This is a genomic window from Rhizobium sp. UGM030330-04, assembly GCF_003208455.1.
Classification (GTDB): domain Bacteria; phylum Pseudomonadota; class Alphaproteobacteria; order Rhizobiales; family Rhizobiaceae; genus Agrobacterium; species Agrobacterium rhizogenes_A.
The window spans coordinates 1-26,000 of record NZ_QKML01000025.1 but is presented as its reverse complement, the minus strand read 5'-3'; the positions used below and the strand labels follow the sequence as shown (position 1 = coordinate 26,000).

Sequence of the window (26,000 nt, the reverse complement as noted above, 5' to 3'; positions counted from 1 at the left end):
ATCGATCGCCATCAATTTTCATCACCTTTTCAATTCACCTCCCAATCAGCCTCCCTCTGGTTCCACCTATAAATAAATCCGTTAAACTATAAAAACCTATATAAAATCACCGGTTTATAACAGCGCCAAATTAGCTGCGCAAAAACAGGTGGACTCCTCCAGCAAACCTCTCATCTCTCCCGCAGCAATGGTGCGCTTTAATTATTTATATGTTTTGCGCCAATCATAATATAAATTATATGTTTTGTCGGCCCTCTTCCTCCATCGATTCAATGCAATCACCCAATCATCGAACAGGTATTTTATTCCTGTCCAATAAGTATAAATATAGAAATATATGTATTAATGTCATCCGGACAGGTAAAATATTTCAACAGCGCATATCGGCGCGATTTCGGCCCATCCAGCATAGGCGGACTTGCCAAATCCGCCGAACGTGACACGTCAAGCGTGCATATTAAGGATCTGTACGCTTTGTCGGATTGAGTTGCCGAACATCACACGGATCTTTATCGGGCACGGTAAACCTCGCTGGACGACCGGCGACGTGCAATAAACTCCCGAAGGACGGGGAGAAAAAAAGCCTTACTGAACCGTCCCACAGGTGGCTCCGGCTCCAGGTAGAAAGAATGTCCGATAATGTCGCTGTTATACTCATCCAGAATGATCCAAAGCCGCGTATCTGCATCAAGACCGGCCCGGCGCTTTTCAATCGCAGGGATCTCAATAGCAAAACGATCAGTTTCCGGATGCTTCGTCGTGATAGGAAAGAAAAGAACCATGTCGCCGTCCGCACGGGCGAGCCTCACGCCAACAACAACAGGTCGTCCCTTCCCGACCTTCGGTTTCACCGCGGGAAGCCTCCCGGCTCCACAGATAAGGGTAGCGGATTACGACTGCAGTATCGATCTCATCGAAACCGCTCACCGAACCATCTCTTCAGTTTCCGCATAAGCGTCGACTGCTGCCTCAAATTCATCCAGCAAAGCGTCAGACATATTATCAATAGTGCCAACCGCACGCAGATCAGACTGCCGCATCAAACGTTCATAATCCTCAATATTAAGAAGGACCAGACGAGGCTTGTTGCGCTGCGTGATCGTCACCGGATGACGAAGTGCCTCGGCAATAATATCACCCGACTTTCTGGAAAGATCACTCGTCGTATAGGAATTACCTGAACCTGCCATCAATCGCACTCCCATCTTGCATCGCGACGATAGCACAGCCTCAAAAGAAAATTCATGAAATACAGCAATCCTGTAAATGCTGCATTACGCGCCGTATGACTCCACTGGACCTTGCGAAGCGCTACCAGAGCCATAAGCGCCCGAAGAGGTCGGGCGAACTCGATCGAACCGTTGAGCGGGACACAATCAACACTCGTCATGAACCGATAATCGTTGATCACCAGAGGATGATAACTAAAGGTCCCCAACTCGCGCATCGAAAAATCATGGCCTTGCGGCCGGGTGAGACACTGGCCAATGCCAAAGAAAGGAGGGTGCCGAGTGCACGGGGCTCAAACAACATCAACTGCGGCAACGAACATTAACGCCCCGCCGGCTGGAGCTGGCGTCATCTCGGCTGGCATCAGATATCTGAAGCCGGAGGCCAGTGGCTGCATCCCTGGTATTCCATGAGTTACGGGTCCATAGACCGCCGGATCCGCGACCCAGGCCTCGTAAATCTCTCCATTCGCCCGCAAATACGAGACGCCGACGAGAGCCATCATATGACTCGTATTGCAAACGACGAGGGGTTTCCTCTGTTTAAGTTCACCAATTATCCCGAGATTATTGAGATTGGTGACGCCGTGCAGAACCGACCAGACCTTTGAAGAGAGGGTAAATGATCTTCCAGTGTCGTCGATATAGGATCTGTTGATGGAATTTATGAGCGTGAACGGATCGGCAGGTGCGTTGACGTAGGCACCAAAACACTGTCTCACGACGCTGCTTTGATCCATTCTGCAGCCATGCCAGTTGCAGATCATGGCGATTGTTGCTGCCCAGCACCAGACAGACGGCAATGGTTGCTGGATATGTCCGAACTGACCGCTCGGAATATAGGCGCTGCACTGCACGGGATTGCAGGATTCCTCCGACAGAACACGTGTCGGCACCATCGTGGCCGCAGCTATTCCGCCCGCCATCCTGATCAGCTCGCGCCTTGTGGTTATCTGCGTGCTCAAAACCATAACTCCTCCTGCGCGTCAAACGATGCAACCAAATCGATTTCAAGGCCCAACGACCTGGAAGGATGCGACATCTATCCATTTCTTTTGACGGTTATAACCGATCACCCAGGTCGACTGACCGTTATCGTGTTGCACCTTGATGGTGAACCAGGTGCCTTGTGGCACGCCCTGTTTATGAGCCACTTCAAAATCCCGTATTTTGCCCAGCCGGCTCAATTGCGGGTAGCGTCTGTTGGCATCAGTCTGACCGAGTATCGTCTGATATAAATAGTCGGATATCCGATCTTTCTCATACTGCCCTTCGACTGCGCCCTTAATGAAATCCATCACCATGGATTTGCCGTCATCGCTGCAGGGGCTGGGGGTATATTCCGTGACACCGGCCAATGGTATCAGGGTCAGTGCGGACGAAATTGGAATGACATAGGTAATTGATCCACCAGCCTGGCCTTTGATTGCCGCGGCGATACCCGCCACTTCTCCAAAAGAATTGAAGACCGGGCCGCCACTCATTCCAGGATTAAGCGGAATATCGGTTTGCCACCACGCGGTTGGCTTTCCATCCACGACAGCATTCGGCGATGTCACCTTTCCAGGGCCGGCTCCGGTAAGATCGGATGTCCCCGGGAACCCTGACGCATAAAGCCAGGGCATCGAATCTTCGCCCGCCCCATAGTGAATCTGAACTTTTGGCCAGCCTGCGTTAAGCATGGGCATCTTGATCAAGGCAATATCGAGATCGTCTATTTTTGTTATCAGCGAGGCAGGATATTCCGTTGCGAACAAGCTTCCGAGTTTGACCTTGATCGTCGACGTGACCACGCTGGATGTATAGACAGGTGGCGGTCTCAACACGTGAGCCGCTGTGATGATGTAACCGTCGCCTTTGATGACAAAACCGCTTCCTCGAGCCTCGTCTTTTGTTCCATCCGCCAGTTGGAACTGGTAAACGATCTGAGCGACCGCCGGGCCGGCAGTCGCTCTTATGCACTCCACAATATTCGCAGGGGTCTGAGCCAGAGCGGGCCCAGCGCACACTGGAACTGAACAAAGCAGGACCAATAAAGAAAAAATCAGACGTCGATTGCCAGACATATCTGCCTCACACGCGCTTTGAGATTATTTCCGTAGCCAAGGCCGCCAATGCCGTTGCCCATCTTTATTATCGACCCTGCGGCGTTGCCGTTGAGAGCATCGGGAGACGTCGACAAGGGTAGGTATGCCCCTTTTCTGGCATGAATTCTGATGGCCGCTTGTAATACCTCTGCCTTTGGATCCGCGAATATGTCGTCCCAGTTCGTGCCCGTACTCAATGTGCAGATCTGGTCGGCGGTATATCCCGCCCAGCGTTTTTTAAAGTCCAGCAGCAATGGACTGGATCCGCTGTAGTCAAGGATGTAGTTCGCGAGGTCACGATAATTCGCCCGCCATGTCGTCTGTATGAGACCCCGGCCACGAAACTTGTAGAAGTCGCCCTCAAGGATAATCCCGGACTCACTCGCCTTGCCGGAAGTCGGAAAGGAATCGCGGGGATAAGAGGACCCTTTCCAGACATCATCGGTTGTCCCCGCTAGATCATTCGCAAAACGCAGATTCATCCGGCTACCAAGGAACAGGTCGTCCTGAAGCAGCTGGTGGAGGGAATAGTTCAGAGGATCAGAATTGTAGGACTTCTTACGCCACTTCCTGCCGCCGGCTCCAGTCATGTTCACGACATTGAAGAGATAAGATATTCCCGGGTGATCCTGGGACCCGTAACTCTCGGTCCTGCTGACCAGGTTTCCATTGATCTCGTTTATGAAAACCGACATGTAGGAAAGAAAGGTCATCAGACTGACGGGGGCAGACAATGTTGCCGAATGCCAGTAAGCGGAAAAATTTTCTTCGGACTTCGCTCCCTGGATCCGCTTCCCCTGCCATGCCCCCTTATTTGCAACCTGCGAATTGAAAAAACCGATAAACGACGTCGAAAATTTCCTGTCGAAATAATCATGGATATCAGCAAGCGTTTTAAAAGTGACATTTGAAAGTTTAATTACAGTATCGTCAGATATGTCGGCAGCTGTCGCAACCAGTATAGTGCTGTCACCTTGGGTGAGTTCCCATGACTGGGAGAAATCAGCGAGCCCCAGCTCCAGTGGGGGAAGCTCATCCTGCGCATAGGATATTTCAGGTATAAAAGCCTGACCTGTGAGCATACTTGATACTGCTGCGAAATAAGAAGTGAATTGCCTCCTGCTAAGCATCCCCGCCCCCTTAACAACCCAGAAATGAATTTACTACTTTTGATATAAAAATCTATAGGGATTTTTCGGTTTCATAACCTGTTAAACCGGTTGCAGTGCAACCGACTGAAATAGATGTGCATTCTTTGCTTCAAATAATATTGTTCTTCATATGTTCTCAAACCATCGTGTCGGCAATGACTCGCCCCGCACCTGAGGCCGATGTGTCGGACAACGCACCAAATCATACCGGCAACATTCAGCCTGCAAATATTAGGATTCCATTAACCATACGGAGCCACCCTTCTCTCACAGCAACGATGGAGGTTGGCTGTGGCTTACGACTGGAATCGCAATGAACGCGACGGCAGGTTCGATGAACTGACGGCAGCTCTCATCTTCTTCACCGTCGTCACCCTGCTTCTGGCATCCACCTGTCTTGTGACGAGCCTTGCCGCATAGGCACGTTGTGTTTCGCTGGTTGGCCGTCGCTGTGCGCAGAAGGCCCGGCGACGACGCTTTTCATCACAGACCGCTGCCGCGCCTTGTCGCTTACTTATAATTTCCTAAACTCTATTGTAATCCGTTTCGGTAGTGCATCCCGAAAGCAACAATGCCGCAGCGAGTAAGGTGATTTTCCTTATTTTCATTTCGGTGTCCCCTTCGAGGCGGAAGCTTTGACGGCGGCCGGCACGTTACAACCCTTCGCCTTCATATTTGCCTCGATCGCATTGACCTTGCCTTTAGCAACGGCGACCTGGCCTTCCTTATCGCCGCCGAATGTGCTCGACATTGGCACACCGACGAGGAAGACGCCCACTGCATCACCGGTCGCGGCGTCGTGCTGTTGCTTCGAAACGGCGGAGAGAGAAGCTTGTTCTTTTAGATATTCGCGAGCCAGCGCCTGACAATCGAGATTGCTGTAGGCAGCCATTGGTACGTCCACTGGCACGATTGCGTCTGGTCTTTTCGCGCACGAAGAAACGGCCAGCCCACAGGCCAGAAACAGTAAAATATATCTCATGTAATCCCCACATCCCCTGACGAGTTATACATCGTCAAGGTCAATCTTCACTACAACTCAACAAGAGAGTCAATAACTACCAGCAACTTGTAATGACTATTTCTGCCACCGGCAGAAGCAGGTCGATGGCCTGCGAAGTTTGAAGACGATGGCCACACAGTCATGTTGCTGTTGAACAGTGGGAATACGGCAGACCGCACCCTGCAGTAATCTCAGCACCATGGCTGTCTTTTGCCCGTCCATGTCCGGGCGAGGCCCTCAGATACGAGGATATCGCCAAGCGACCGGCCGTCTTGCACAAGTACCCTTAGTTTTCGCCCATACCTGTCTTCGTCGCGACCCGGCCAGGACTGCATGGCAAAAGGACCCGAATTGACCAGTTCTATCAGCCGTATAGTTGCACGCTCGCCAAGCGCTTTTTCAGAGGCGCACTGTGGTTTACCGATTTCCGGCGCATCGATGTCGGCAATGCGAACCTTCACGCCAGCGGTCCACAGCGTATCTCCATCGACGACGCAATTAATACGGACACCCCCACCGCATCGCTTGTAGGTCGCGACTTGAGATGACGTCGAAAGGACATCTTGTTCCGTTTTTTGCCGGTCTCGCGAACCCGGTGTTACATCGCGCACTTTTGCTTCCAGACCTTGCTGAAAAAACGGTCCGCGATTGATTACGAAATAAGATATGCCTGCGCCCACAAGGAAACTCGCCAGCATGCCAAGCACAACGAGCATGATAAACGAACTGCCTGACCGCGATCGTGATGTATGCCGCGATCTGAACTGCACAACTTTAGCCATCGTATCCATGCCCCCTCACACACAGGATAGCACCGGGGAGTTAATGCCACCGACAAAGGGATAGCTGTAATTTTAGCGAATCCAGCGATCAGAATCCGGCCACCCCGGGACTGTCTTGCATCCTAACAAAGGAAGCTCGTCGAGAGACCGAACCATGTCGGCAGTTGTGCAACCCGGAAATCAGTTGGTGGAGCCTGGTCGGGTTGCATCTCATCGATCACGCATTTGCTCCTGAATGCGCCGGCACCGCTTTTGAACGCTGTGAGTAATTCGTTCAAGAATCCGCGTCGGATCGCTGGAGAGGGCAGCGATATATGGCGCCACCTCATCGCATGCGACGCTGACCAGTTGTGCAAGCTCCTCCACTCGTTTCAATGTCGATGCGCCGCTCAGTCCGATGTCATCAGCCAGCGCCTGCCAGTCGGCACGCCGCAGGTCAGGCGCATGGAAACGACCGGAAATCCCCTGCGGCAGGCTCTGGTCGACCTGTCGATAGACGGCAGCGCACATCAGGTCATAGAGTGGAGCCATCTTCGCGGACCCGCCGGCACCAATCAGGATAGAATAATTTTTGGCATGCGAATCCGAATTGCAGATCAGGACATTGAAGATCACCGCGTCGAGAAGTTTCAACCGCTCGCCAGGCGAAACAAGATCGCTGACGGCGTCAAACATCATCTTCATGGTCACGCCGCGGCCGGTCGAGGAGCGCTCGTATTTCTGCGAGGGGAAATAACCCGTTAACTGGCAAAGATCCTCCTGATGCAGCCTGCGGATCTCGCCTTGAGGGTCGGTAAAGCGATCATAGCGTTTCACGAGAAGATAACGTCGCTTGCCAGCTACTCCGATCGTCGCCTCGGCGGCATCCAGGCCGCAGGCACGCGCAAGCGACAGGCAAAAGACTTCGTTCTCCACGCTCCCCGCAAGGCGTTGCGTATCCGGCTTGAGAATATGCGTGGATGGCGTCCCGTCGACCGGAACTGAAATACGGCCACTCCCGTCAACAAACACAGGCAGCTTCTCCTGAACGCCCGCAAGCGACATCGAAACACCGCGCTCTCCGACCAGAAAGGGTTTGGCAGGAAGTTCATTGAGAATACGCTCCAGCGCCTGCTCATCCGGCACGGGCTGGAGGTTGACGCCAGCTTTCCGCGGCTCCCCGATCGACAGCGCCCCCGCCGTGTCACGTCCGATATGACCAAGCAGACCGACAATGTCCTGCGGAGAAACCTTGAGGCGCTGGCCGATCTCGGCAAGATGTGTTTCCGGAAGCAGATTGGCAAGCCAGGGCAGCAGCTTGGCAGCACCCACGGACCCGGAGCGCAGCGGCATGGTGAGCGACACTGGAAAGGCCGGGCGGCGTGCTTCCCAGCCCGGATCATAGTCCAACGTCCACTCGCCATCAAAAGTTAGATGGGCGACAGGCAAGGTCTCGTAGTAGATGGTTGTCATCAATCAGCACCAAACATCGGCAAAAAGCCAAGGTCATCGTCCGGCACGGCTTGCACAGTCTGGACCGTCTTGAGATCGCCAAGATCGATTCCAACCGTGCGCGCGACGATCAGGGCTTTTTCAAGCTGGCAACTCGGCTTGCCCGATTCAAGCTCAACGATGAAGCGTTCACCCGTTCCGGAACGGGCAGCAAGCCCGGTTTGCGTCCAGCCAAGCGCTTTGCGTCTCTCCTTGATTGCAGCGCCGAAATCACGCGCGGACCTGAACATCGTCAACCTCCATCTTTTGACTTACCGTACAGGAAGTTTTCCAAAGAATCAAGGCATCGCTTCCCGATCGGTAAGTCTTTCACTTGATCGCGCCAAATCATCCTGATCGGGAATTCGTGTGGGATCGTACTCGGCAAAAGCAAGGATCTTTCCCTCGTCTCAGGGGCCGATCGTTTCATCATCATTGTCCGACAAAAAGCTACACCGGCAATTACCATAATCTTATATTTTACATCAAAAATACTACATAAATATAAGATATTTATAGATAATGTTAAATCTCTATAAAAGGAAAAATCCATTTCGCCGCGCGTTCCGTCCTGATGCACTCTCATCACAGCAACACCTCAAAACCGCAACCTGAAGTCCACGCTGCCGGTCTTCCATTGACGCCGGTCGACCGTCCCGGCAACCTTATACCATGACCCTGACCAACAGTTTCATTGCCGAGCTCATCCGTGATGCCAACCTGCTCAACCACCTCGACGGCTATCAAAAGCGGCGAATGCTCGAACGGGCCGTCACAACGATCCGCGACATGCGCGAAACAATCGGCATTCCACCCGGCCCCGGCCGTGACCGCCTCCTCGAGATCCAAACCGTTGCCCTCTCCATCGAGCTCGGGTGGCGCAGCGATGAAGAGATCCGAAACGCTCTGCTGCTCGCGGCCGGCATGATCCGCGACCTGCATATCGTCCTCGACAGCAAAACCGACATCAGCATTGTTAAGCCGGCCAGTTGAAAGCCCTTGTAGCAATCGCCTGGGCGGCACCCATCAGAGCCAAACCGACCCCGAAACCGGTGCCGGATCACAAATGACGAGTCTGGCGCATTCCTAAACTTCAGGTGAGATCAGAGTGACCGTTGGAAAATACGATCGGTAACGAGCCACATCTCGCGTCAACAAGGGAAGGTTTTGTATTGCTGCGTGGGCGCCGATGAAAAAATCAGGCAAAACACCGTTACGGGTACCGCCGCCGCGGCGATATCTGGTAAAGGCCTTACCTGCCAGAAATAACGCCGCGCGAGGAAAAGGGGTGAGCTTTAACCCCGCCTGATCAACAAAAGCATCAAGCGCTTCTATCCGCTCATATCGAACAGATAGTTCCGCATAGACAACGTCGTTAATGAACAGCGGACCTGAAACGCTTGCCAGTTCGAGCTGCTCGATTGACCAGTCGGCCCAAACCGGGTCATCTGTCACAAGATCAAGCAGGACATTTGTATCGACAAGCGTCACTCGTCACCACGGGTCAGAGCCAGGATGGCGTCGGTATCCAGACCTTCACCGGCATGGCCGCGCAGCTTGGCAAAACGCGTGAGTGGCTGTTTCTTGTCAGCCCTGACCAGAACAATCCGTCCATCGGGAGCCCGAACAAAATCAACCGAGCTTCCTGGTGAAATCCCTAAAAGCTCGCGTACGGCTTTTGGAATGGTGACCTGCCCTTTGGCCGTTACCGTTGTTGTCATGTCAAACTCCCGTAATACCGCCGTAACCAATGGTATTACTTCTGTGCCTCTGTTTCAACCAATCGCGTGACAAAATCAGTCGCCAAGGCCCGTATATCAGATCATGGCGGCAACATTCAGCGTCCAGATATTAGGGCTTCATTAACCATACCGGACCACCCTTTTTTCACAGCAACGATGGAGGTTGGCTATGACTTACGACTGGAATCGCAATGAACGCGACGGCAGGTTCGATGAACTGGCGGCAGCTCTGATATTCTTTACTGTCGTTACCCTGCTTCTGGCGTCAGCTTATCTCGTGACAAGCTTTGCCAGATAGGGCTGTTCATTCGCCTTTCTATCGGCCAGGACGAGGAGCGCCAGGGTGGCCAACTTTGAAAGATCATGATCATACCATCAGCCGCTCGATGCCTGCCCGAGGCCAAAACAAACATCACAGACGATCTTCGCGGCCATATCCTGCTTCTCTCCGGCCATCCCGGCTCCGGCAAATCCACAATCGCCGAAACGCTCGCGCACTTGCCCGGGGTTCCGAAGGCCGGCCGTCCGGGCTGTCGGGCTATCGCGACATGCTGGTCAAAGACTTTGCCGACATTCCCGACCTGCGATTTGAAGCAGATATCCTTGTCAGCGATGCGACACGCGTTGCCGCCCGGCTGTTTTTTGACTGTACGCCCAAATCCGTCTTCATAGATCGTCCAGTCAATGGCAGGCGCGTTCAATTCTGCGAGCATGTGTTCTACGAATTTGAGCACAGAAAAATCCGCAGGGTCTGGTCGGTCATCGACAAGGCTGCGATCGAACGCCAGATTGCCTGAATGCCGCCATCAGCGATTTCCGCCCTGAAGGTCACACTCGCGCGGCACGGAAAACCAACGCGATGCACTCAGGTTAACATTGGGCCAAATCACGATCGCAACGACAGAACGGACGGGAAATGGCGGGAATAAAAGCCAGTGGCAACGACATGCCCACCGCCACGCATTGGCTACTCGCTTCGAGCCATCGCTCGGTGACGCTGCGCTCTAGCCTGTTCAACAAACCGGCGCTTGACCTCTTCGAACAGAGCTGGTGGCAAGGCTCCGTAATAGCCGCTTTCGCTTTCGGTTGCCCTGATGTCCGGTCCGGGCCAGACAAAGCGATTGCTCTCGGTCAGGACAATCCACGACCGCTCGTCGTCAAGTCCTAGCCGCCGCTTGGTGGCCGCCGGGATTTCAACAGCGTCTTGCGGATCAGATGGCGGCGAATGCGTGACAGGTAAAACCCGCACCGCCGGCGCTCCCTCTTCCAGGGTAGCAACAATCGCCAGAACCAGCACCGGGCGGTCCTTGTCGCCCTCCTCACGGCCTTCGAGATGCTGCCAATGCCAAAGGTACGAATATCTGAACAGCCAGCCGACCTTTGGTTCAGTCGGCAGCATGCTTGTCCGTCAACAGTTCGGCGTCGAGATGTTCCAGACCCGGCTCCATCTGCGATGCTTCGATGGCGGCGAGGTCATCCTCGCCGAGCGTCGTCGAAAGTTCGACCCGGCGATCACGCTTTGCCAGGCGCACATAGTCCTCATAGGCAATCAGAACGGTGCGAGGCCGGCCGTTCTTGGTAATAATCACCGGCTCGCGGACTGCAGCGTCCTGATAGGCTCCAAAATTTTTTGAAACGGTCGCAGCGGTGACAGTTGATGTCATGACAGAACTCCTTTGTTCCGTAATATACGGTATTTCCGGACCTTTTGCAAATTCCAGATCCAAACGAGGATATGTCAGATGATGCAAAAATCGCAGATCGTGCCTGCAGCAGGCCGAGGGGTCGGAATAAGCTTTGTCCCCACAGGCACGCCTGTCCTGCCGCTCACTTCGGCGCAGTTGGTAGCGCGTTCCCGTCAGGACAGGCTGGATCACCGCGCACCATCCTCCGTGGCCGCGACTAACCTACGGTGACGAAGATGGAATTCTGCGCCTCTCCGCTTCCCGTTGTGCCGAGGAAAGCCGGAGGGCTCCACATACAATATCCGATGCAAATGCCAGACGGTCGTTTGTCACCGCCCCCGTCAGACTGGGTCGAACATCTCCCTGAACTCCGGATCAGCAAAGTAGGCAAGCTTTTCAGCGAATATTGGTCGTTGCCCGGCCAGGAACAGCAATTGCCCTTTCGCCGGCAGATTGCGTACCTCATCTGGGGTGAGGAGCGGCCGGCCGGTATGTTGTTGGTTATAGGAAATCCCCGTCTTATCGGAATCGAGTGCTCTCGCCATCGTCTGGAACACGACCGTTTCCTGTCCAAGCAAATCAGAGATGAGGCGGGCGCTGTCATGATCGTTGACGCCAAAAACCTGCAGCACGCCGGCGTTTGACAAAAAAGTTCCGGCGCGGTGACCGTATGTGGCACGCAGCTGATGGATGTCCTGCAGGATGGGCCAGAGCTGGACACCATAGCCCGCCATCAGACCCATCGCACGTTCGACTGGCGCCAGATGCCCAAGCGATGCAAACTCATCGAGCAGATAGAGAACCGGTGTCGCCGGCTTTGCCGGATCCCGGGCCATTTCGAGCAGGCTTTGCGAGACAAGCAGGCGCAGCCAGCGCGAATAGGTCGAGAGGCGATCTGGCGGAAGGACGAGGAACACCGTCATGTTGCTGCGCTTGAGATCGGCAAACCGGAAATCCGAGCGGCTGAGAACGGCCGTCATGCGCGGTGAATCGAGAAAATGCGTATGGCGCTGGGCTGCGGAGAGAACGCCTGCGGCTTCGCGGTCGGATTTTCCGAGATGGCGGTTTGCGGCACGCGCCACAAGACCGCCTGCCGCATCGCTGTCCTGCATACGCTTGAGCAGTGCTGCAAACTGTTCCGGAGCAAGGGTAAGATAGTCGCGAAGTGTTGCGAGGTGTCTGCGTCTCAAAGGCTCCGCTGCAACGATCTCGAGCAGCAATCCGGCAATCAGCGCTTTTGCCTCCTCGTTCCAATGCGCCTCTCCCGCCATTCCCGGTTCGTCGAACACGAGAGCGTCGGCAAGGGTACTGGCGTCTTCCGCGACATCGAGGTTTTGGGGATCAAGCATGGCCAGGGGATTGAAGGCTGACGAGGGTCTGCCGGTGACCCCGAAAGGATCGAGCACATGAACCGGGCCGAATTTCTGGCGCGCACGGCCGGTGATCCTGGCATTTTCGCCTTTTGGATCGACGCAGATCACGGAACGGTCGGCGGTCAGAAGGTTCGGGATGATCGTACCGACACCCTTGCCGGTGCGCGTCGGCGCCATGGTGAGCAGATGGGCCGGCCCATCATAGCGCAGGGGCCTGCCCGTTTTCGTATCACGACCGATCAAGAGGCCGGAACCGGATGAGGTGAGAGCGGCTATCTCCTTGTCTGTCGCGAAGCGGGCGGAGCCATGAGTCTCAACGTCGCTGTCCCCGAAATGCAAAATCAGCGAATGAGTGATGAACCGGAAGGTGATAGCGGCAAGCGCCAGCAGGGTGACGAGATCGGGGATGATGAAGACAGGCGAGCCGCGCCCGAAACCCGTTTGCTCGAGGAAGTGACGGCCACCCATGCCGATCACAAACGTGACGATGATAAGGATAAAGACAAATCCGAGAAGCGGTTTCCAGATCCGGAAGGGCATCGCGATCAAAGCCCAAACTGCCCAAAGCGGATCACGCGCGGCGGCGCGCATCATGTTTTTGAATGCTGCCCGGGCAAGTCGCAACCGGTTCATGGAAACCCTCCCGCGCTGTCGCCACCCTCTCCTGTGCCCGGCTGTGCTGGTCCGATCAGATCGGCAAAGAGCGCCTTGTCGTTGTCACGTGTCAGAAAGCCCGGCAGTTCGCGACGCAGCCATTCACCGAGTTTCGCGCTGAACTCCTGATCATTCGAGGCTTCGAGGTGATGCAGAACGAGCGACCCGATCAGGACCTTGCGGCGCATATCGTTGTTGCGCTCGGTTTTTGAAAGCCGGGCCTTGAGCGCGGACCGTTGCGCCTCCAGTTCAGCCAGGCGCTGTTCGATGGTTTTCCTTGCCACGATTATTCCTTTCGATTGCGGTCGCACCGGAACCGCCGCTGTTGACCACGGCTTTGCTCCTCGGAAGACAGACCAGTTTCTATGAGGAGATCGACATAGCGATTGAAAGAGCTGGTTGGACCCTGTGGTTCATCACGTTGCGGTGGCTGCGACCTGCGCTCGGGATTGTTGTGCCAGCGGTGAATCTCAGTCGCTTGCGTTCGCGGCCTGTTTAAGCTTTTCGATGTGCTCGCGGCAGAGCGTCTCAACCAGCCTGTGAAGTTCCGCCGTCCGCTCCTGAAGCCAGGTCAGCGCCTCTTCGGAAACCTCGAAACGCTTCGAATAGCGCGCCTTGACGTAGGCCTCATTCAGGATGTTGTACCATGTGGTAAATCGCTGACGATCGCGCGGCCAGATGTCGATCAAACGGTGATCGCGACCTTCGGAAAGTCCGCGGAGGAATTTGAGATTGTGCGACGCAGGCGAATAGTTTGTCAGTGTCAGGAGGTAGCAGTTGTAGGCGGTCTCGACTGCTTGGTGGAGCAGGAAGACGGCTTTTTTATCCATCTCCTTTCCACAAGCAATTTGGGCGAGCTCGAGAAACTCGCTTGCGCTTTGCATTTCCCGTTGAAAATGTTCCTCCGCCACCCTGAGTGCGTCGGAAGGGCTGAGAGGCTTGGGCCCGGCGAGCGGACGGTCATCGAATTCATAGAGGACGATACCCTCGCGAGTGATATCGACGAAGAAGGCCTGCCCATCATTCAAAAAGTTGGTGATCTCGCGAGCGCCGTGGACAATGAGCCCCACGGGTGTTTCGATCTCCTTGTCCCACATCAGCCGGTCGGTCGCCTTGTCCCAGTATTTGGGATCGGCCAGTTCCTTGTTGCTGACAATGACGAGAATATCAAAATCCGAGCGGTAACCTTTCGACGTATGCGGTTCATCAACCCAGTTGCCGCGCGCGTAAGAACCGAACAGGATGATTTTAAAAATCCGCCCGTCCTTCTTGGCGTCAGACTTCGAGCGCTCCACCAGATCAGCAAACTCTTCCTGAATAATTCCGACGACGCGCGCAAGTTCGCGTTGCTTTCGTTCCGGCAAATGTTCAAGGCTGGTCTTCATGTCTGCTCCGTTTCTGGACGGTACCCTGTATGGGCCATTGTAAACTTCTTTGAAACTCCGATTTTTGGCAGTTGCCAATCGAATGCTTGTCTTGCCGGACTATCCACATGCGCGTTGCCTGCGCCCGCTCCTGTTTGTCCAGTCACGCCTGCAAACTCGCTCCTCCTCTCTTGTCCCTGATCAGTCGTTCGGTCAGCCTGCGCCTATCACCATCCCCTGATTGACGCGTTTGTGCCCCTATTCAAACACGAGCAATCGCCCCTTGGCGACTACTACTTTTAGTAGTCGAAATGCCCATTCGATGTTGCTAGCGTTGCCACCGGCAAACAGACAAGGGCGCACTTACGACTTGCCGTGCATTGGAGCGCTGAATTTCCCCGTTGAGGACCGGAGATTTCGTTTGGCGATTTATCATCTCAGCACCAAACCTGTCTCGCGGTCATCCGGCCGCAGCGCTGTGGCATCTGCCGCCTATCGTTGTGCGGTTCTTCTCACCAATCATCGCGATGGCCTTGTGCATGACTTCACCCGGAAAGAGGGAGTAGAGCACACAGAGATTGTGCTGCCGGAAGGTCTTTCTGCCGACTGGGCTTTGGATCGTTCGGCTTTGTGGAACGCCGCCGAGTTTGCAGAAAAGCGAAAGGATGCCCGCGTCGCCCGCGAATTCGAAATCGCGCTTCCGCATGAGCTTTCGCCAGAAGGACGCCTGAAGGCTGCGCGCGCCTTTGCCCGGGATCTGGCAAACCGCTATGGCGCGGCCGTGGATTTTGCAATCCATTCGCCCAGTGAGCATGGTGATATCAGGAACTGCCATGCGCATGTGCTGATGACGACGCGACAGATTGGCGAACGTGGCCTCGGCGAGAAAACTGTTCTTGAGCACAAGAACGCTCAGCTGTTGGCAAACGGTATGGCGACGACCGACATGCAGCTTCGCGATATCAGACAGGCGTGGGAAGGTATCGCCAACCGTCAGCTTCAACGCGAAGGCCTGGACGTTCGCATCGATCATCGATCGCATGTGGAGCGCGGCCTCGAGATATCGCCGACCGAACATATGGGCGTGCATGCGTCGCAAATGCGCCAGCAAGGAATGGCAGTCGAGCGTGGGCGGCTGGATGACAAGGCAGCACGGCAAAATGCAGAGCTGATCCGCCAAAAACCGGAACAGGTTTTGGCGCTGATCAGCAACGAGAAGAGCGTGTTCGATCGGCACGATATTGCCAAAACCTTGCATCGCTATATCAACGATGACGCGCAAACATTCCAGAATGCCTTTGCTGCTGTCATGGCGTCGCCAGCGCTTGTCGAGCTTCAGGCTGAGCGCATCGATCCTGAGACAGGCGAGGTTTCCAGCGCGCGCTATTCAACGCGGGAGATGATCGATCTGGAACTCGCAATGGCGCGAGCGGCGGAGCGATTGCATCAGGCGCATTGCCACGGCGTCGATCCTCGCCATGTCGAGCGCGCAATGGAGAGGCAGGATCGCTCCATCCGGAAAAGCTCTGGCGGAATGTTGGCTGCGAGCGATCCTTCAACAGGATTGTCGGACGAACAGCGTCTTGCGATCGAGCATATTACAGGACCAGAACGCATCGCCGCCGTGGTCGGGTTCGCCGGTGCGGGAAAGTCCACCATGCTGGCAGCCGCGCGTGAGGCGTGGGAGGCTCAAGGCTATCAGGTCCATGGTGCGGCACTTGCCGGAAAGGCGGCCGAGGGTCTTGAGGAAAGTTCCGGAATTCAAAGCCGCACCCTTGCGTCATGGTCTTACAGCTGGGACCACGGCCGGGATCTGATCGGCCGAGGTGACGTGTTCGTCATCGACGAGGCCGGCATGGTCGGGAGCCGGCAACTCGCCCGCTTTATCACAGAAGCGGAAGAGCGCGGTGCAAAGATCGTTCTTGTCGGCGACCATGAGCAGCTGCAGGCGATCGGGGCCGGCGCGCCCTTCAGGGCGATTGCCGGGCAGATTGGCCATGTCGAACTTTCCGGGATACGCCGCCAGCGTCATGATTGGCAGAGAGAAGCGTCGGTTGCCTTTGCGACCCACAGGACGGCCGAGGGCCTTGCCGCCTATCGGGATCACGGCGACATTCACTTTGCGGAAAGCCGCGATGCGGCAATTGCAGAGATCGTGCGTGATTATATTGCCGATAGTGAGAAGCGTGCCGATGGCACCCGGGTTGCCATGGCGCATCGCCGTGTGGATGTGCGCGCCCTCAATGCCGCAATCCGTGGCGAACTTCAGAACAGACAAAGGCTGGAACGCAGCCACGGGCTGAGCCCCGATGGAGACCGTCGGGATGGTGACGACGGCCGCGAACTGACCTTCCAGACCAATAACGGCAAACGCGCCTTCGCCGCCGGTGACCGGATCATCTTCCTCGAAAACAACCGCGACCTGCGCGTAAAAAACGGCATGCTTGGCACCGTCGAGCATGTCGAGCCAAACAAGATCATCGCCCGGCTCGATGGCCGAAGCGGCGATAGCGTCAGCATTCCCACGGACAGCTACCAGGCGATCGACCACGGCTATGCAACGACGATCCATAAAAACCAGGGCGCGACGGTCGATCGCGCCTTTGTGCTGGCGTCCGGCACCATGGACCGGCATCTGACCTATGTCGCCATGACAAGGCATCGCGACGGCGTGCAACTCTATGCTGACATCAAGGAGTTCACCAATGCGGGCCGGCTGGTTGATCACGGCGTTGCGCCCTACGACCATAATCGTAAGGCGCGCGAAAACTATTTTGTGACGCTGGAGAATGACACGGGCGAGCGGCGCACAATGTGGGGTGTTGATCTCAAGCGGGCCACGCAGGAGGCATCACCGCAGATCGGGGACAGGATTTCCCTCCAGCATGAAGGCGCCACGCCTGTTACGCTTCCGGACGGTACGCAGGTCCAGCGCAATGCGTGGCGCGTCGTCAAGGGGGACGAACTGGCCTACCAGCAGTTAGAAAACCGCCTGTCGCGTTCCGGCGTGAAGGAAACCACGCTGGATTACATCAGCGACTTTGCCGAGCGGCACGGGATCGCCAGCGACCCGGGGATCGCGGAGCAGCTCGGGGTCGAAAGCGAGATTAAACTTGCCTCCGCCCGAGATGAGCGTCAAGAGGTTTTGGCCCGTGCGGCACATCCGGTGCGGGAGCAACAGGACCGGCCATCAGAGCGTCAGCAGGTTTACGAGGAACCTGCCGGCGATCTGGCCGGCCCTGTTCGCCGCGAAGATCGTCGCAATGAATTCGCCCGGAAAATCGACGACGGACGACGCGACGACCGGACAGAGGACAATAATGGATATCGTCGCATCCGGTGGTCCGACCTCATGTCGCAAGATGGCGCTGTCCCTGCCCCCACAAAAACTGTCGGCCAGCAATCGTCGCTGGAAACCGGCAAGCCAGCTCCGCTGGTGCCAGCGATCACCCGTCACGAACGCAGCATCGAAGAGGTGGCCCAGCAAAGAGCGATGTCCGTTATCGATCAGAGATTCGATACGGTGGAGTCAGTCGCGCGAAACGTGTTCCGTGATCCGGTTGAGGTCGCGGCAAGACTGCGCACCGCAATTGCCGAGAAAGAAGGCAACGGGAGGATCATGGCAAAGGCCATGGCCGAGGAGCCGGATCGGTTCGGGGAGCTACGCGGCAAGTCGGGTGTGTTCGGGAACAACAGGGAGCGGAAAGAGGCGCTGCACTATGCCAGGTCTCTCTCTGCCCATATTGGCTATGTCTCGGAGGCATGGGAGCGCCGGCTTGGAGAAGAACGCGCGAGCGAACAATGGCAGCGTGAAAAGCGCGATATCATCGAGGTGCCTGGTCTCACGCCGTGCAGCGCCGAGACCCTTGCCAAGGTAGAGAAGATGCCAGTCGAAAAGCGGGACAAATTTATCGCAGAGCTACGCTCGTCACCTGAGGGCCGAGCCGTGCTCGATGAGGCAAAGCTGGTCGCTGATGCGCTCACGCGTCGGTTTGGCAGTTGCGATCCTCGCAGGTTCGCTGAAGAGCTGGAGACACGCCCGGAGCTCGCAAAGCAGGCCGAGCAGATCCAGATTACCGCCCGTATCGTGAACCGAACGCGCATGGCCAAGCTTAGCCATGACCACGCGCTGAAACGGCAGCTTGCCCGGTCTCGGGGGCCTGGATTGAGCCGATAATAGGCCGATCCTCATTACTTTGTGCCCGAGCGAATACCCGCGATGGCTAAACTCGTCAATCCGGCGCCTCGACAGGATCCGAACAAACGACCCCGCTATTCCGCCATCTCATGCAGTTGAGCGACATTTACGTTGCGATTTGCGATAGTTTCCCGTCGACACTCCTGCAGCTTGATTGAATCAGGGGGCAGTGCCTCGGACAGGCTGTTTTCACTCGTTAAGCCAATAATTGCATGTCGTAAAGTAGCACAAGTCGAACGGTATCGTTAAGCTTACTTCGCTTGGCGGAACCACGGTCCGGCGACAAGTCGACGCCTCTCGTAAAGAGAGGCGACTTCAGTAAGTGTTGTTTGGAGACCAACAATTTTCAGGGCGAGAGCTCTTCCAGGACCTTGCCTTTGGTTTCCACGGCAAACAGCATGGTCACAACAGCGCCGATGATCAGAATGACGGCGAAGGTCGCAAACACGTACTGAATACCCATCGACGACATCACAAACCCCATAAGCATCGGACCGGCAGAGGAACCCAAGCGCAGCCAGGCACTACCAGCACCCGTCCCGATTGCTCGCATGCGGGTCGGGTAGGTCGCATAAATCCCGAAGCCTACGACAGCGAGTTTCAGGATTTCCGCAACACGCGTCTGGTTACCACTCACGCCATTCTGCGGTGATATCTTCATCATCCGGGAGGCTGAAGCCCGACGCCCTTACGACCGCGTCAATCAGGACGCCAAGTTCGTCGCGCTCCAATGTTTCGATCATCCCGCTTCTGCGGTTAATCTCATTGATCGCAAGAACGATATCCTTGACCGCCGCCCGGATGGTCTTCGCATCCTGCTGGCTGGTTGCGGCCTTCACCGTGTCGACGAACGCATTCAGCGCCGTTTCAGCCGTGGCAATATCGGCCTCGTTGAATAGCTCATCTCCCTCGGCCATGGCCTCCCGCCAGCGTAGCGTCGGAATCTGGACCCGCAATGCGTCGACTTTATCGATATTGCCGGGCACGATCTTCTGCTTGGACAAGGACGCCTTTCGGCGCATGACCTTGAGCATGGTGCGGTCAGCCTGCATCAGATAAACTGCCATCAGCCGCAAGTCCGCGTCATATTTTGAGATCACGACCATATCGCCGACAGCATATGAGTGATCGAAGCGTTCGGCTGAATATTCCGGTAGTGTGCTGCTCTTGCCTTCCCGAAACGGACCCGTCCCCAGCTTCTCGGCCACGACGTCGCTACTGTCTCCAAACATCAGACCGAACGGCAGCGCCGACATATAGGCGCGTTGCACGGCCCTAATGGTATCCGGCCCAGTAAAGGACAGCCGAGAGACGATCCTTTCCTCGTCGTCCGGCAGGTGTCTTGACCGCACCTCTTCGAATTCGGCACTGTATGCGGAAAGGCTTTCCGCCTGTAGGCCGAAACCGCTATCGAACCCGCCGAAAAATCCCATTTCCGCATTCGTGCGAAAATCGATAGGGTCCAGCTTCTCGTGATGGGCAAGGTAAGACTCGACCACTGGGTCGGCAATGCTGCGGCCAAGTATATCAAAATGATTCATCCTTTGCCTTTCCCTTTGCAGTATTTCTATCCGACATTACCTTGCGGTCATTGTAACATCGAACGAGTTACGTCCGCTTATGGCAGATACCATTGAAAAATTCCGGTGAGCGGGTGTTGAGATCAGATCGCTATCCGTCAACCTGTACGCGCCCGCCTTCGATAACGACATGGCGGCCTTGAAGCTCGACAAAACGCCAATCTTCGCCAATTGAACCATCCGGGAAAACCTGCAGGCGATAACCACCTGACAGCAATAAGTCAGCCCCGCCGTAGTTGTCTGTGTTGACAGCTATGACGACGAGTTGCTCTGTGGCGTTCACGAAGGAGTTTGTCTCCGCGTCGTAGCCTTTCAGCAGAGATGCAATTTTGATGAGCTGTAGGCTTCCCGATTTAGGGTCGTCATCGTTTGTGCTCGTTCCTTCAGCCGGCTCGACAAAACGATCTGATGTCCCTGTGATTACTGTCTTCTCATCAACGAAGCGCCACGGACATTGAACATGCAGTGCATAAGCACCGACAGTTCCTCTGCCTGACGGATGCGGTCGAATGGTTCCGAAATGGAAAACCTTCATGTCCGCAGCGTTGCGGGCAATGCTCAAGGGCAGCCCTACGAGTACCTGAAGGTAGTTTTCGAGGCGGGTTTGATTATCGTTCTCGGCCATCAAACTGAAACTCGGCTAAATCAGAAATTGATAAGTTTTGGGCAGACCATTGCACACGATAAAGTTAAAAAAATCCATCGCCCTCAAAATGGGTGCGTGTATTCGGTCGCTGGATTGAAGGTCGACATTGCTGGCGCATTGATATCCTGATTCAATTGACACGTCGAATTGCGGAGGATTGAGCGATGATGGGATCGGGGTACTTATTTCCGGGAACCGCAGGCATTATCCATAGCCAAGTGAATCCCTAGCATCTTGGCTATGGCCGTAAGCACCGATCACGAGGATCTCCTCGCTTTTCATTTGGAGTTCGAGCACCCATGTCGATTTCAGATACGATTTACCGCCCGTTCGAACGATTGATCCAGCCTCTTGAAATCCCGTACCGTCCGCTACCATCGAAGGGGCCGGTCACCGTCCTCCTGCATTTCATCTCGATGTTCCGTGGCGTGCTGATCGCACTGGCGATCTCATCCATGCTGTTCGAGGCAATCAACCTACTCATCGTCTGGGGCCTCTCGGTTATCGTCGATGGCGTGACGCAACAGGGTGCTGCCACCTTCCTGCAGAACGAGTGGCCACTCCTCACCATCCTCGGCCTGCTGATCTTCCCAATCATGCCGATCGTGTCCTTCGTTCTGAATACGCTGACCTCGCATACGCTTGGCATCGGTATGCCGGCCGCCATCCAGTGGCAAGGTCACAAGGCGGTAGAGCGGCAGGATCTTGCCTTTTTTCACGACCTCTTCGCCGGCCAGGTTTCCTCGCGCCTTCAGCAGGTGGCGGCCGCCGTCCAGCAGCAGATCATCGCCGGCTTCCAGTCCATCCCACGCTTTATGGTGCAACTGATCGGCTCGGTGATCCTGCTCAGCGCCCTTGCCTGGCAGCTGACCTTGCCCGTCATCATCTGGATCGCGTTGAATGTCGCTTTCACCATTAGGATCGTCCCGACCTTCGTCGAGCGCTCGCGCCGCACCGCAAAGCAACGCAGCCTGGTGGCCGGCGCAATCACCGATCTTTACACCAACATGCAGATGATCAAGCAGTTTGCCGCCGAAGACAGCGAGGCCGGCGCAATCCGCAATGTCATCGGTAAGTCGGTCAAGACGCAGCAGACCGAGCAGCGCCTCTATCGCAGCTCCGAGCTAACCGTCGTGGTCCTGAACACAGTCCTGTGGCTGAGCATGATGACGATCGGGTTTTCCGGCCTCGTCAAGGGCTTCCTGACGGTCGGAGAATTCGTCGGCGCCGTCTATGTGTTGAACCGTCTGTCGACGCAGATCTTTACATTTCTCCAGATGGGGCAGCAGATCTTCCAGGCGATCGGCACGATCAAGGACGCCATGCCCGTCATGACCACACCGCCCACCATCATCGACCGGCCTGACGCAAGGGAACTCGTGACAATTGGTGGCGAAATTCGCTTTGAGCATGTGCGCTTTGCCTACAAGACCGGGAAGCCGGTTATCGACGATCTCTCACTAACCATCCGCCCGGGCGAGAAGGTCGGCCTCGTCGGTCTCTCCGGCGCGGGCAAGAGCACCCTTACCCATTTGCTCCTTCGCTTCTACGACATCACGGACGGCGCGATCCTGATCGACGGCCAGGATATTCGTTCCGTCACCCAGTCGAGCCTGCGCCGCGCCATCGGCGTCATCGCCCAGGATGTCGCGCTGCTGCACCGGTCGGTTGGCGATAACATCCGCTACGGTCGACCCGAAGCGACACGAGAAGAGATCGAGACTGCCGCGAAAATGGCCGCCGCCTACACCTTTATATCCGATCTCGCAGACAGCGAAGGCCGCACCGGCTATGACGCTTTCGTCGGCGATCGTGGCGTCGAGCTTTCAGGGGGGCAGCGCCAGCGCGTTGCCATTGCTCGCGTCATGCTGAAGGATGCGCCGATCCTGGTACTGGACGAAGCAACCTCGGCGCTCGACAGCGAATCCGAAGCCGCCATCCAGGAGCGGCTGAACCTAGTGATGGAGGGAAAGACGGTGATCGCAATTGCCCATCGTCTATCGACCATATCGAGCATGGACCGGATCGTCGTCCTCGACCACGGCCGCATTATCGAGGAAGGCACGTCGAACAAGCTCATAGAAGGCGACGGATTGTTTGCACGCCTTTGGCAGCGCCAGACGGGCGGCTTTATTCCAGAAGACATAGCTTGACGGATACCTTTGATCAGAAGGGAGAACCCATGCCCGAAATTCCAATCCGATGCTTTGCGGTATCAGTCGTGCTTCTCCGGATGGTGCCCGCGGGATGCGAAGTGTTGCTTCTGCGCCGGAACCATACGCTGGCTGGCGAATGGTGCCAGATCTCCGGCGCGATCGAAGAAGGTGAAAAGGCGTGGGAAGCGGCGCTGCGCGAAGTCAACGAGGAGACAAATCTCACCTGCGAGCGCCTCTATTCCGCAGACATTTGTGAGCAGTTCTACGAGGCCGATCGTGATGCCATCAGCATGTTGCCGGTCTTTGTCGGCTTCGTGGATGCTAATGCCGCCGTCGTCATCAATCACGAGCACAGCGAGTTTCGATGGGTGTCTTTCGAGACCGCCCTGGGAATGGTGCCATTTGCAGGACAACGTCATGTGCTGAGACATGTGGAGGCCGAATTTGTAAGGCGTGAGCCGGTCCGGCATCTGCTAATTGAAGCGGCCTGTTGAATTCCAGCAGGATTACATCCTCTTTTCCGTCATACCTTAAACCGGCGAATTCGACGTATTGGTTTGACCAACATAAGTTTTCAGACCTAGCGTGCGTCGCGCGGAAACGAAAACGTGGCTCAAATTCACCCGATAATCGACAAGAGCTCTTATCTGCCTCGCCAAAGCCTGCGCCACAGTGCTTTTTCCGGAACCAGGCAGCCCTCCAAGGTATCCATCCGAGCAGGGCCGCGGGATTTTGGGCGCCGCGCGTGGTAACGTCGGCTCATGGAGATCGATGAGGACAAGATCGACGATGTCGTTTTGGCGCTGTTATGGCTGACGCTGCATAACGAGCGTTGTGCCTGGAAGGGCTTCGACTGGGCAACGACGGATCGGCTTCACAAGAAAGGCTTGATCGGCGACCCGGCCAACAAGTCGAAGTCCTTGATCCTGACCGATGAAGGCCTGGAGCGTTCGGAAGCATTGTTCCGGGAGCTGTTTACACGACCGCCGCAATAGCCGTCCCTTTGTGCGACTTCCATTGCCAAGGCAGCAGTTCGTGCAGGCGGGAGACGGGAAGATCGGCGATGCGGGCGAACACATCGGCTAGCCACGCCTTTGGGTCGACGTCGTTGAGACGGCAAGTGGTGATGACGGAGAGCATGATGGCGGCACGATCGGCGCCACGCTGGGAACCGGCGAAGGTCCAGTTTCGACGCCCGAGTGCAATTCCTCTCAGAGCGCGCTCGGCCGCATTGTTCGTGAGACAAATTCGGCCATCTTCGAGGAACCGGGCAAAACCATCCCAGCGCTTCAGCATATAATCGATCGGCTCGATCACCTCGGACGATTTGCTGAGCGTGGAGCGCTCCCGTTTCAGCCACGCGTGCATGTCATCGAACAGCGGCTTGCTCTTTTCCTGGCGCGCTGCCAACCGTTCTTCGGCGCTCAATCCATTGATCTCGCGTTCGATCTCAAACAGCGCATCGTATCGTTGGACGGCCTCCAGGGCGATCGGCGAGATCGGCTTGCCCTTTCGTTTGCGGTCGCGGACACCTTTCTGGATGTCGGCCAGTTCAAAGAATTTGCGCCGCGCGTGCGCATGACAAAAGGCGAAGGTGATCGGCACCTCTTTCGTTGCGGCAACAGCGATCGGCTCAAAGCCATTGTAGCAATCGCTCTGCAGAATGCCGCCGTATCCGGCCAGGTGTTTCTGCGGATGTTCGCCGCGCCGGTCACTCGACGCATAATAGATTGCGGCTGGCGGCGCTGTTCCCCCGAATGGCCGGTCATCGCATACGTAAGTCCATATTCGCCCGGTCGTACATTTGTCTTTGGCCTGAATGGGAATGGTGGTGTCGTCGCCAAAAAGGCGCTCGGCCGCAAAGACATGCGCCTCGATCAGATCAAAGACCGGCAGGAGCGCGGCTGTTCCATACCCGACTGTGATTAGGCATGGAATAAGGACCCCGCAAATGGGGTGATCGGCGTCGTAACGGGGGTCTGACTCATTCTCGATGATGTTTTGAGTTCAATTGGCTTGGTTTCCAATGGAGAATCAGCGCCATGCGAACCAAATTTCGACTTTCGGATCTGATCCCTGCCGAGTTAAGCGTTGAAGCGGTGCATCAATGTGCCGACGCGATCGTCGTTGCCGCATACGGTCGGTCACCAGATAGCAGATGTCCCGAATGCGGGAGGGCGTCGCGTCGTATTCATAGTCGGTATCCCCGGATGATTGCCGATCTTCCGTGTTCGGGTCGAAGGATTGAATTGCACCTGACAGTCCGGCGCTTCGTCTGTAGTGCTACCAACTGCCATCGAAAGATTTTCGCCGAACGGTTCGGCGACGGCGTGGTCCGCCCCATGGCTCGCCGGACAGCACGCCTGGACTGCCTGGTTAGGCATCTTGCTCTTGCATTGGGTGGTCGCCCGGCAGCTCGGTTTGCCGATCGTCTCGGAGTTCCGGTGAGCAATGATACACTGCTGCGAACCGTCCGCCGATATGATCGCCCGCCGCCGGCGCCGCCGACCGTTATCGGTATCGATGACTGGGCATGGCGTCGCAATCATCGATACGGCACGATCATCTGTGATCTGGAACGGCGAAAGACCATCGCGTTGTTGCCCGACCGAGAGCCCCCGACCGCCAGGGCTTGGCTGGTCGAGCAGCCGCAGATCGAAATTGTCGCACGAGACCGCGGCGGCGGATATGCACAGGCCGCTGCACAAGCCCTGCCACACGCCGAACAGGTCGCCGACCGCTGGCATCTGATGGAGAACGCCAGCCACGCCTTTCTTGATGCCGTGCGCAAGTCGATGCGACAGGTCCGCCTGGCAATCGGCACTGCAACCGTAAATCCGAAGCTTCTGACCGCCGCCGAGCGACTGCAATACGAGGGAT

General features: G+C 56.0%; 25 protein-coding genes and 4 pseudogenes. 9 read left to right on the top strand and 20 right to left on the bottom strand.

What is annotated here, in order from left to right; all coding sequences use genetic code 11:
* Window positions 1-509: 509 nt before the first annotated feature.
* The 5 genes and pseudogenes from N434_RS24700 to N434_RS24675 form a co-directional block, all read right to left on the bottom strand.
* Window positions 510-927, bottom strand: a pseudogene (locus N434_RS24700) (hypothetical protein).
* Window positions 924-1,190: a type II toxin-antitoxin system prevent-host-death family antitoxin gene (locus N434_RS24695; RefSeq protein WP_110760707.1), complete on the bottom strand. Its 267-nt coding sequence runs from the start codon at window positions 1,188-1,190 to the stop codon at window positions 924-926. The pseudogene N434_RS24700 and the gene N434_RS24695 overlap by 4 nt, the downstream one beginning before the upstream one ends.
* 332 nt (window positions 1,191-1,522) lie before the next feature.
* Window positions 1,523-2,194, bottom strand: coding sequence for a hypothetical protein (locus N434_RS24685; protein WP_146227717.1), 672 nt, complete (start codon window positions 2,192-2,194; stop codon window positions 1,523-1,525).
* 45 nt (window positions 2,195-2,239) lie between these two features.
* Window positions 2,240-3,295, bottom strand: a complete 1,056-nt coding sequence (locus tag N434_RS24680; RefSeq protein WP_110760705.1) for a S1 family peptidase — start codon at window positions 3,293-3,295, stop codon at window positions 2,240-2,242.
* Complete coding sequence (locus N434_RS24675) at window positions 3,274-4,398, bottom strand: hypothetical protein (protein ID WP_110760704.1); 1,125 nt, start codon at window positions 4,396-4,398, stop codon at window positions 3,274-3,276. Before N434_RS24675 ends, N434_RS24680 begins: the two co-directional genes overlap by 22 nt.
* Before the next feature lie 360 nt (window positions 4,399-4,758).
* On the opposite strand from N434_RS24675, the gene N434_RS26165 reads away from it, so the two are divergent.
* The gene (locus N434_RS26165) at window positions 4,759-4,887 is read left to right on the top strand and encodes a hypothetical protein (protein ID WP_286172401.1); all 129 of its coding nucleotides are present in this window, start codon (window positions 4,759-4,761) and stop codon (window positions 4,885-4,887) included.
* 184 nt (window positions 4,888-5,071) lie between these two features.
* Here the strand turns inward: N434_RS26165 and N434_RS24670 are convergent, their stop codons facing one another.
* From N434_RS24670 to N434_RS24655, 4 genes are all read right to left on the bottom strand, one after another.
* Window positions 5,072-5,449, bottom strand: a complete 378-nt coding sequence (locus tag N434_RS24670; protein ID WP_110760703.1) for a hypothetical protein — start codon at window positions 5,447-5,449, stop codon at window positions 5,072-5,074.
* A gap of 212 nt (window positions 5,450-5,661) precedes the next feature.
* Window positions 5,662-6,186: a thermonuclease family protein gene (locus N434_RS24665; protein WP_286172400.1), complete on the bottom strand. Its 525-nt coding sequence runs from the start codon at window positions 6,184-6,186 to the stop codon at window positions 5,662-5,664.
* Between the two features lie 276 nt (window positions 6,187-6,462).
* Window positions 6,463-7,704, bottom strand: a complete 1,242-nt coding sequence (locus N434_RS24660) for a type II toxin-antitoxin system HipA family toxin (RefSeq protein ID WP_110760702.1) — start codon at window positions 7,702-7,704, stop codon at window positions 6,463-6,465.
* Window positions 7,704-7,973 (bottom strand): helix-turn-helix domain-containing protein, encoded by a 270-nt coding sequence (locus N434_RS24655; RefSeq protein WP_110760701.1) that lies wholly within the window; start codon window positions 7,971-7,973, stop codon window positions 7,704-7,706. Before N434_RS24655 ends, N434_RS24660 begins: the two co-directional genes overlap by 1 nt.
* 421 nt (window positions 7,974-8,394) lie before the next feature.
* Between N434_RS24655 and N434_RS24645 the strand changes: the two genes are divergently transcribed.
* Window positions 8,395-8,715, top strand: coding sequence for a hypothetical protein (locus N434_RS24645; protein WP_110760699.1), 321 nt, complete (start codon window positions 8,395-8,397; stop codon window positions 8,713-8,715).
* Between the two features lie 93 nt (window positions 8,716-8,808).
* Here N434_RS24645 and N434_RS24640 read toward each other — a convergent pair whose 3' ends face one another.
* Both N434_RS24640 and N434_RS24635 read right to left on the bottom strand, forming a co-directional pair.
* Complete coding sequence (locus N434_RS24640) at window positions 8,809-9,213, bottom strand: type II toxin-antitoxin system VapC family toxin (RefSeq protein ID WP_110760698.1); 405 nt, start codon at window positions 9,211-9,213, stop codon at window positions 8,809-8,811.
* Window positions 9,210-9,443 (bottom strand): AbrB/MazE/SpoVT family DNA-binding domain-containing protein, encoded by a 234-nt coding sequence (locus N434_RS24635; RefSeq protein WP_110760697.1) that lies wholly within the window; start codon window positions 9,441-9,443, stop codon window positions 9,210-9,212. The genes N434_RS24640 and N434_RS24635 overlap by 4 nt, the downstream gene beginning before the upstream one ends.
* A gap of 190 nt (window positions 9,444-9,633) precedes the next feature.
* Between N434_RS24635 and N434_RS26160 the strand changes: the two genes are divergently transcribed.
* Together N434_RS26160 and N434_RS24630 are read left to right on the top strand one after the other, a co-directional pair.
* Window positions 9,634-9,762: a hypothetical protein gene (locus N434_RS26160; RefSeq protein WP_286172399.1), complete on the top strand. Its 129-nt coding sequence runs from the start codon at window positions 9,634-9,636 to the stop codon at window positions 9,760-9,762.
* A gap of 217 nt (window positions 9,763-9,979) precedes the next feature.
* Window positions 9,980-10,261 (top strand): annotated as a pseudogene (locus N434_RS24630) (ester cyclase); the annotation flags it as partial.
* Between the two features lie 170 nt (window positions 10,262-10,431).
* On the opposite strand, the gene N434_RS24625 reads toward N434_RS24630, so the two are convergent.
* The 5 genes from N434_RS24625 to N434_RS24605 all read right to left on the bottom strand — a co-directional run bounded on the left by N434_RS24625 (window position 10,432) and on the right by N434_RS24605 (window position 14,561).
* Entirely contained in the window at window positions 10,432-10,863 is a 432-nt protein-coding gene (locus tag N434_RS24625) for a plasmid maintenance toxin (PemK-like) (protein WP_110760695.1), read from the bottom strand.
* Entirely contained in the window at window positions 10,850-11,128 is a 279-nt protein-coding gene (locus tag N434_RS24620) for a type II toxin-antitoxin system Phd/YefM family antitoxin (RefSeq protein ID WP_110760694.1), read from the bottom strand. Before N434_RS24620 ends, N434_RS24625 begins: the two co-directional genes overlap by 14 nt.
* 362 nt (window positions 11,129-11,490) lie before the next feature.
* On the bottom strand, window positions 11,491-13,155 hold the full coding sequence (locus N434_RS24615) for a type IV secretory system conjugative DNA transfer family protein (protein WP_110760693.1): 1,665 nt from the start codon (window positions 13,153-13,155) through the stop codon (window positions 11,491-11,493).
* Window positions 13,152-13,460: a mobilization protein gene (locus tag N434_RS24610; protein ID WP_146227716.1), complete on the bottom strand. Its 309-nt coding sequence runs from the start codon at window positions 13,458-13,460 to the stop codon at window positions 13,152-13,154. Before N434_RS24610 ends, N434_RS24615 begins: the two co-directional genes overlap by 4 nt.
* Window positions 13,461-13,646: 186 nt before the next feature.
* Window positions 13,647-14,561, bottom strand: a complete 915-nt coding sequence (locus N434_RS24605; RefSeq protein ID WP_110760691.1) for a nucleotidyltransferase and HEPN domain-containing protein — start codon at window positions 14,559-14,561, stop codon at window positions 13,647-13,649.
* Between the two features lie 400 nt (window positions 14,562-14,961).
* On the opposite strand from N434_RS24605, the gene traA reads away from it, so the two are divergent.
* A complete protein-coding gene (gene traA, locus N434_RS24600; RefSeq protein WP_110760690.1) occupies window positions 14,962-18,717 on the top strand; it encodes a Ti-type conjugative transfer relaxase TraA in 3,756 nt (1,251 codons plus the stop codon).
* A 367-nt stretch (window positions 18,718-19,084) separates the two neighbouring features.
* On the opposite strand, the pseudogene N434_RS24595 reads toward traA, so the two are convergent.
* The 3 genes and pseudogenes from N434_RS24595 to N434_RS24585 all read right to left on the bottom strand — a co-directional run.
* Window positions 19,085-19,360 (bottom strand): annotated as a pseudogene (locus N434_RS24595) (MFS transporter); the annotation flags it as partial.
* Window positions 19,361-19,364: 4 nt separating this feature from the next.
* Window positions 19,365-20,279: a hypothetical protein gene (locus N434_RS24590; protein WP_110760689.1), complete on the bottom strand. Its 915-nt coding sequence runs from the start codon at window positions 20,277-20,279 to the stop codon at window positions 19,365-19,367.
* Between the two features lie 130 nt (window positions 20,280-20,409).
* Window positions 20,410-20,943 (bottom strand): hypothetical protein, encoded by a 534-nt coding sequence (locus N434_RS24585; protein WP_110760688.1) that lies wholly within the window; start codon window positions 20,941-20,943, stop codon window positions 20,410-20,412.
* Window positions 20,944-21,263: 320 nt separating this feature from the next.
* Here N434_RS24585 and N434_RS24580 point away from each other — a divergent pair, with 320 nt between their 5' ends.
* From N434_RS24580 to N434_RS24570, 3 genes are all read left to right on the top strand, one after another.
* A complete protein-coding gene (locus N434_RS24580; protein ID WP_110760687.1) occupies window positions 21,264-23,117 on the top strand; it encodes an ABC transporter ATP-binding protein in 1,854 nt (617 codons plus the stop codon).
* A 29-nt stretch (window positions 23,118-23,146) separates the two neighbouring features.
* Window positions 23,147-23,614: an NUDIX hydrolase gene (locus N434_RS24575; RefSeq protein ID WP_110760708.1), complete on the top strand. Its 468-nt coding sequence runs from the start codon at window positions 23,147-23,149 to the stop codon at window positions 23,612-23,614.
* A 267-nt stretch (window positions 23,615-23,881) separates the two neighbouring features.
* Window positions 23,882-24,115 carry a DUF6429 family protein gene (locus N434_RS24570; protein ID WP_110760686.1) on the top strand — a complete coding sequence of 78 codons (234 nt, stop codon included), beginning with the start codon at window positions 23,882-23,884 and terminating at the stop codon, window positions 24,113-24,115.
* On the opposite strand, the pseudogene tnpC reads toward N434_RS24570, so the two are convergent.
* Window positions 24,096-25,040 (bottom strand): annotated as a pseudogene (gene tnpC, locus N434_RS24565) (IS66 family transposase); the annotation flags it as partial. The gene N434_RS24570 and the pseudogene tnpC sit on opposite strands and share 20 nt — an antisense overlap.
* A gap of 122 nt (window positions 25,041-25,162) precedes the next feature.
* On the opposite strand from tnpC, the gene N434_RS25525 reads away from it, so the two are divergent.
* Window positions 25,163-26,000: ISL3 family transposase (locus tag N434_RS25525; protein ID WP_146227715.1), on the top strand; the 838-nt coding region annotated here is incomplete at its 3' end.

Bases quoted from the DNA above. Each gene is read 5' to 3' on its own strand.
- N434_RS24695 (WP_110760707.1), bottom strand. From the start codon at position 1,190: ATGGCAGGTTCAGGTAATTCCTATACGACGAGTGATCTTTCCAGAAAG.
- N434_RS24680 (WP_110760705.1), bottom strand. From the start codon at position 3,295: ATGTCTGGCAATCGACGTCTGATTTTTTCTTTATTGGTCCTGCTTTGT.
- N434_RS24675 (WP_110760704.1), bottom strand. From the start codon at position 4,398: ATGCTCACAGGTCAGGCTTTTATACCTGAAATATCCTATGCGCAGGAT.
- N434_RS24670 (WP_110760703.1), bottom strand. From the start codon at position 5,449: ATGAGATATATTTTACTGTTTCTGGCCTGTGGGCTGGCCGTTTCTTCG.
- N434_RS24665 (WP_286172400.1), bottom strand. From the start codon at position 6,186: ATGCTCGTTGTGCTTGGCATGCTGGCGAGTTTCCTTGTGGGCGCAGGC.
- N434_RS24660 (WP_110760702.1), bottom strand. From the start codon at position 7,704: ATGACAACCATCTACTACGAGACCTTGCCTGTCGCCCATCTAACTTTT.
- N434_RS24655 (WP_110760701.1), bottom strand. From the start codon at position 7,973: ATGTTCAGGTCCGCGCGTGATTTCGGCGCTGCAATCAAGGAGAGACGC.
- N434_RS24645 (WP_110760699.1), top strand. From the start codon at position 8,395: ATGACCCTGACCAACAGTTTCATTGCCGAGCTCATCCGTGATGCCAAC.
- N434_RS24635 (WP_110760697.1), bottom strand. From the start codon at position 9,443: ATGACAACAACGGTAACGGCCAAAGGGCAGGTCACCATTCCAAAAGCC.
- N434_RS26160 (WP_286172399.1), top strand. From the start codon at position 9,634: ATGACTTACGACTGGAATCGCAATGAACGCGACGGCAGGTTCGATGAA.
- N434_RS24625 (WP_110760695.1), bottom strand. From the start codon at position 10,863: ATGCTGCCGACTGAACCAAAGGTCGGCTGGCTGTTCAGATATTCGTAC.
- N434_RS24620 (WP_110760694.1), bottom strand. From the start codon at position 11,128: ATGACATCAACTGTCACCGCTGCGACCGTTTCAAAAAATTTTGGAGCC.
- N434_RS24615 (WP_110760693.1), bottom strand. From the start codon at position 13,155: ATGAACCGGTTGCGACTTGCCCGGGCAGCATTCAAAAACATGATGCGC.
- N434_RS24605 (WP_110760691.1), bottom strand. From the start codon at position 14,561: ATGAAGACCAGCCTTGAACATTTGCCGGAACGAAAGCAACGCGAACTT.
- N434_RS24590 (WP_110760689.1), bottom strand. From the start codon at position 20,279: ATGAATCATTTTGATATACTTGGCCGCAGCATTGCCGACCCAGTGGTC.
- N434_RS24585 (WP_110760688.1), bottom strand. From the start codon at position 20,943: ATGGCCGAGAACGATAATCAAACCCGCCTCGAAAACTACCTTCAGGTA.
- N434_RS24580 (WP_110760687.1), top strand. From the start codon at position 21,264: ATGTCGATTTCAGATACGATTTACCGCCCGTTCGAACGATTGATCCAG.
- N434_RS24575 (WP_110760708.1), top strand. From the start codon at position 23,147: ATGCCCGAAATTCCAATCCGATGCTTTGCGGTATCAGTCGTGCTTCTC.
- N434_RS24570 (WP_110760686.1), top strand. From the start codon at position 23,882: ATGGAGATCGATGAGGACAAGATCGACGATGTCGTTTTGGCGCTGTTA.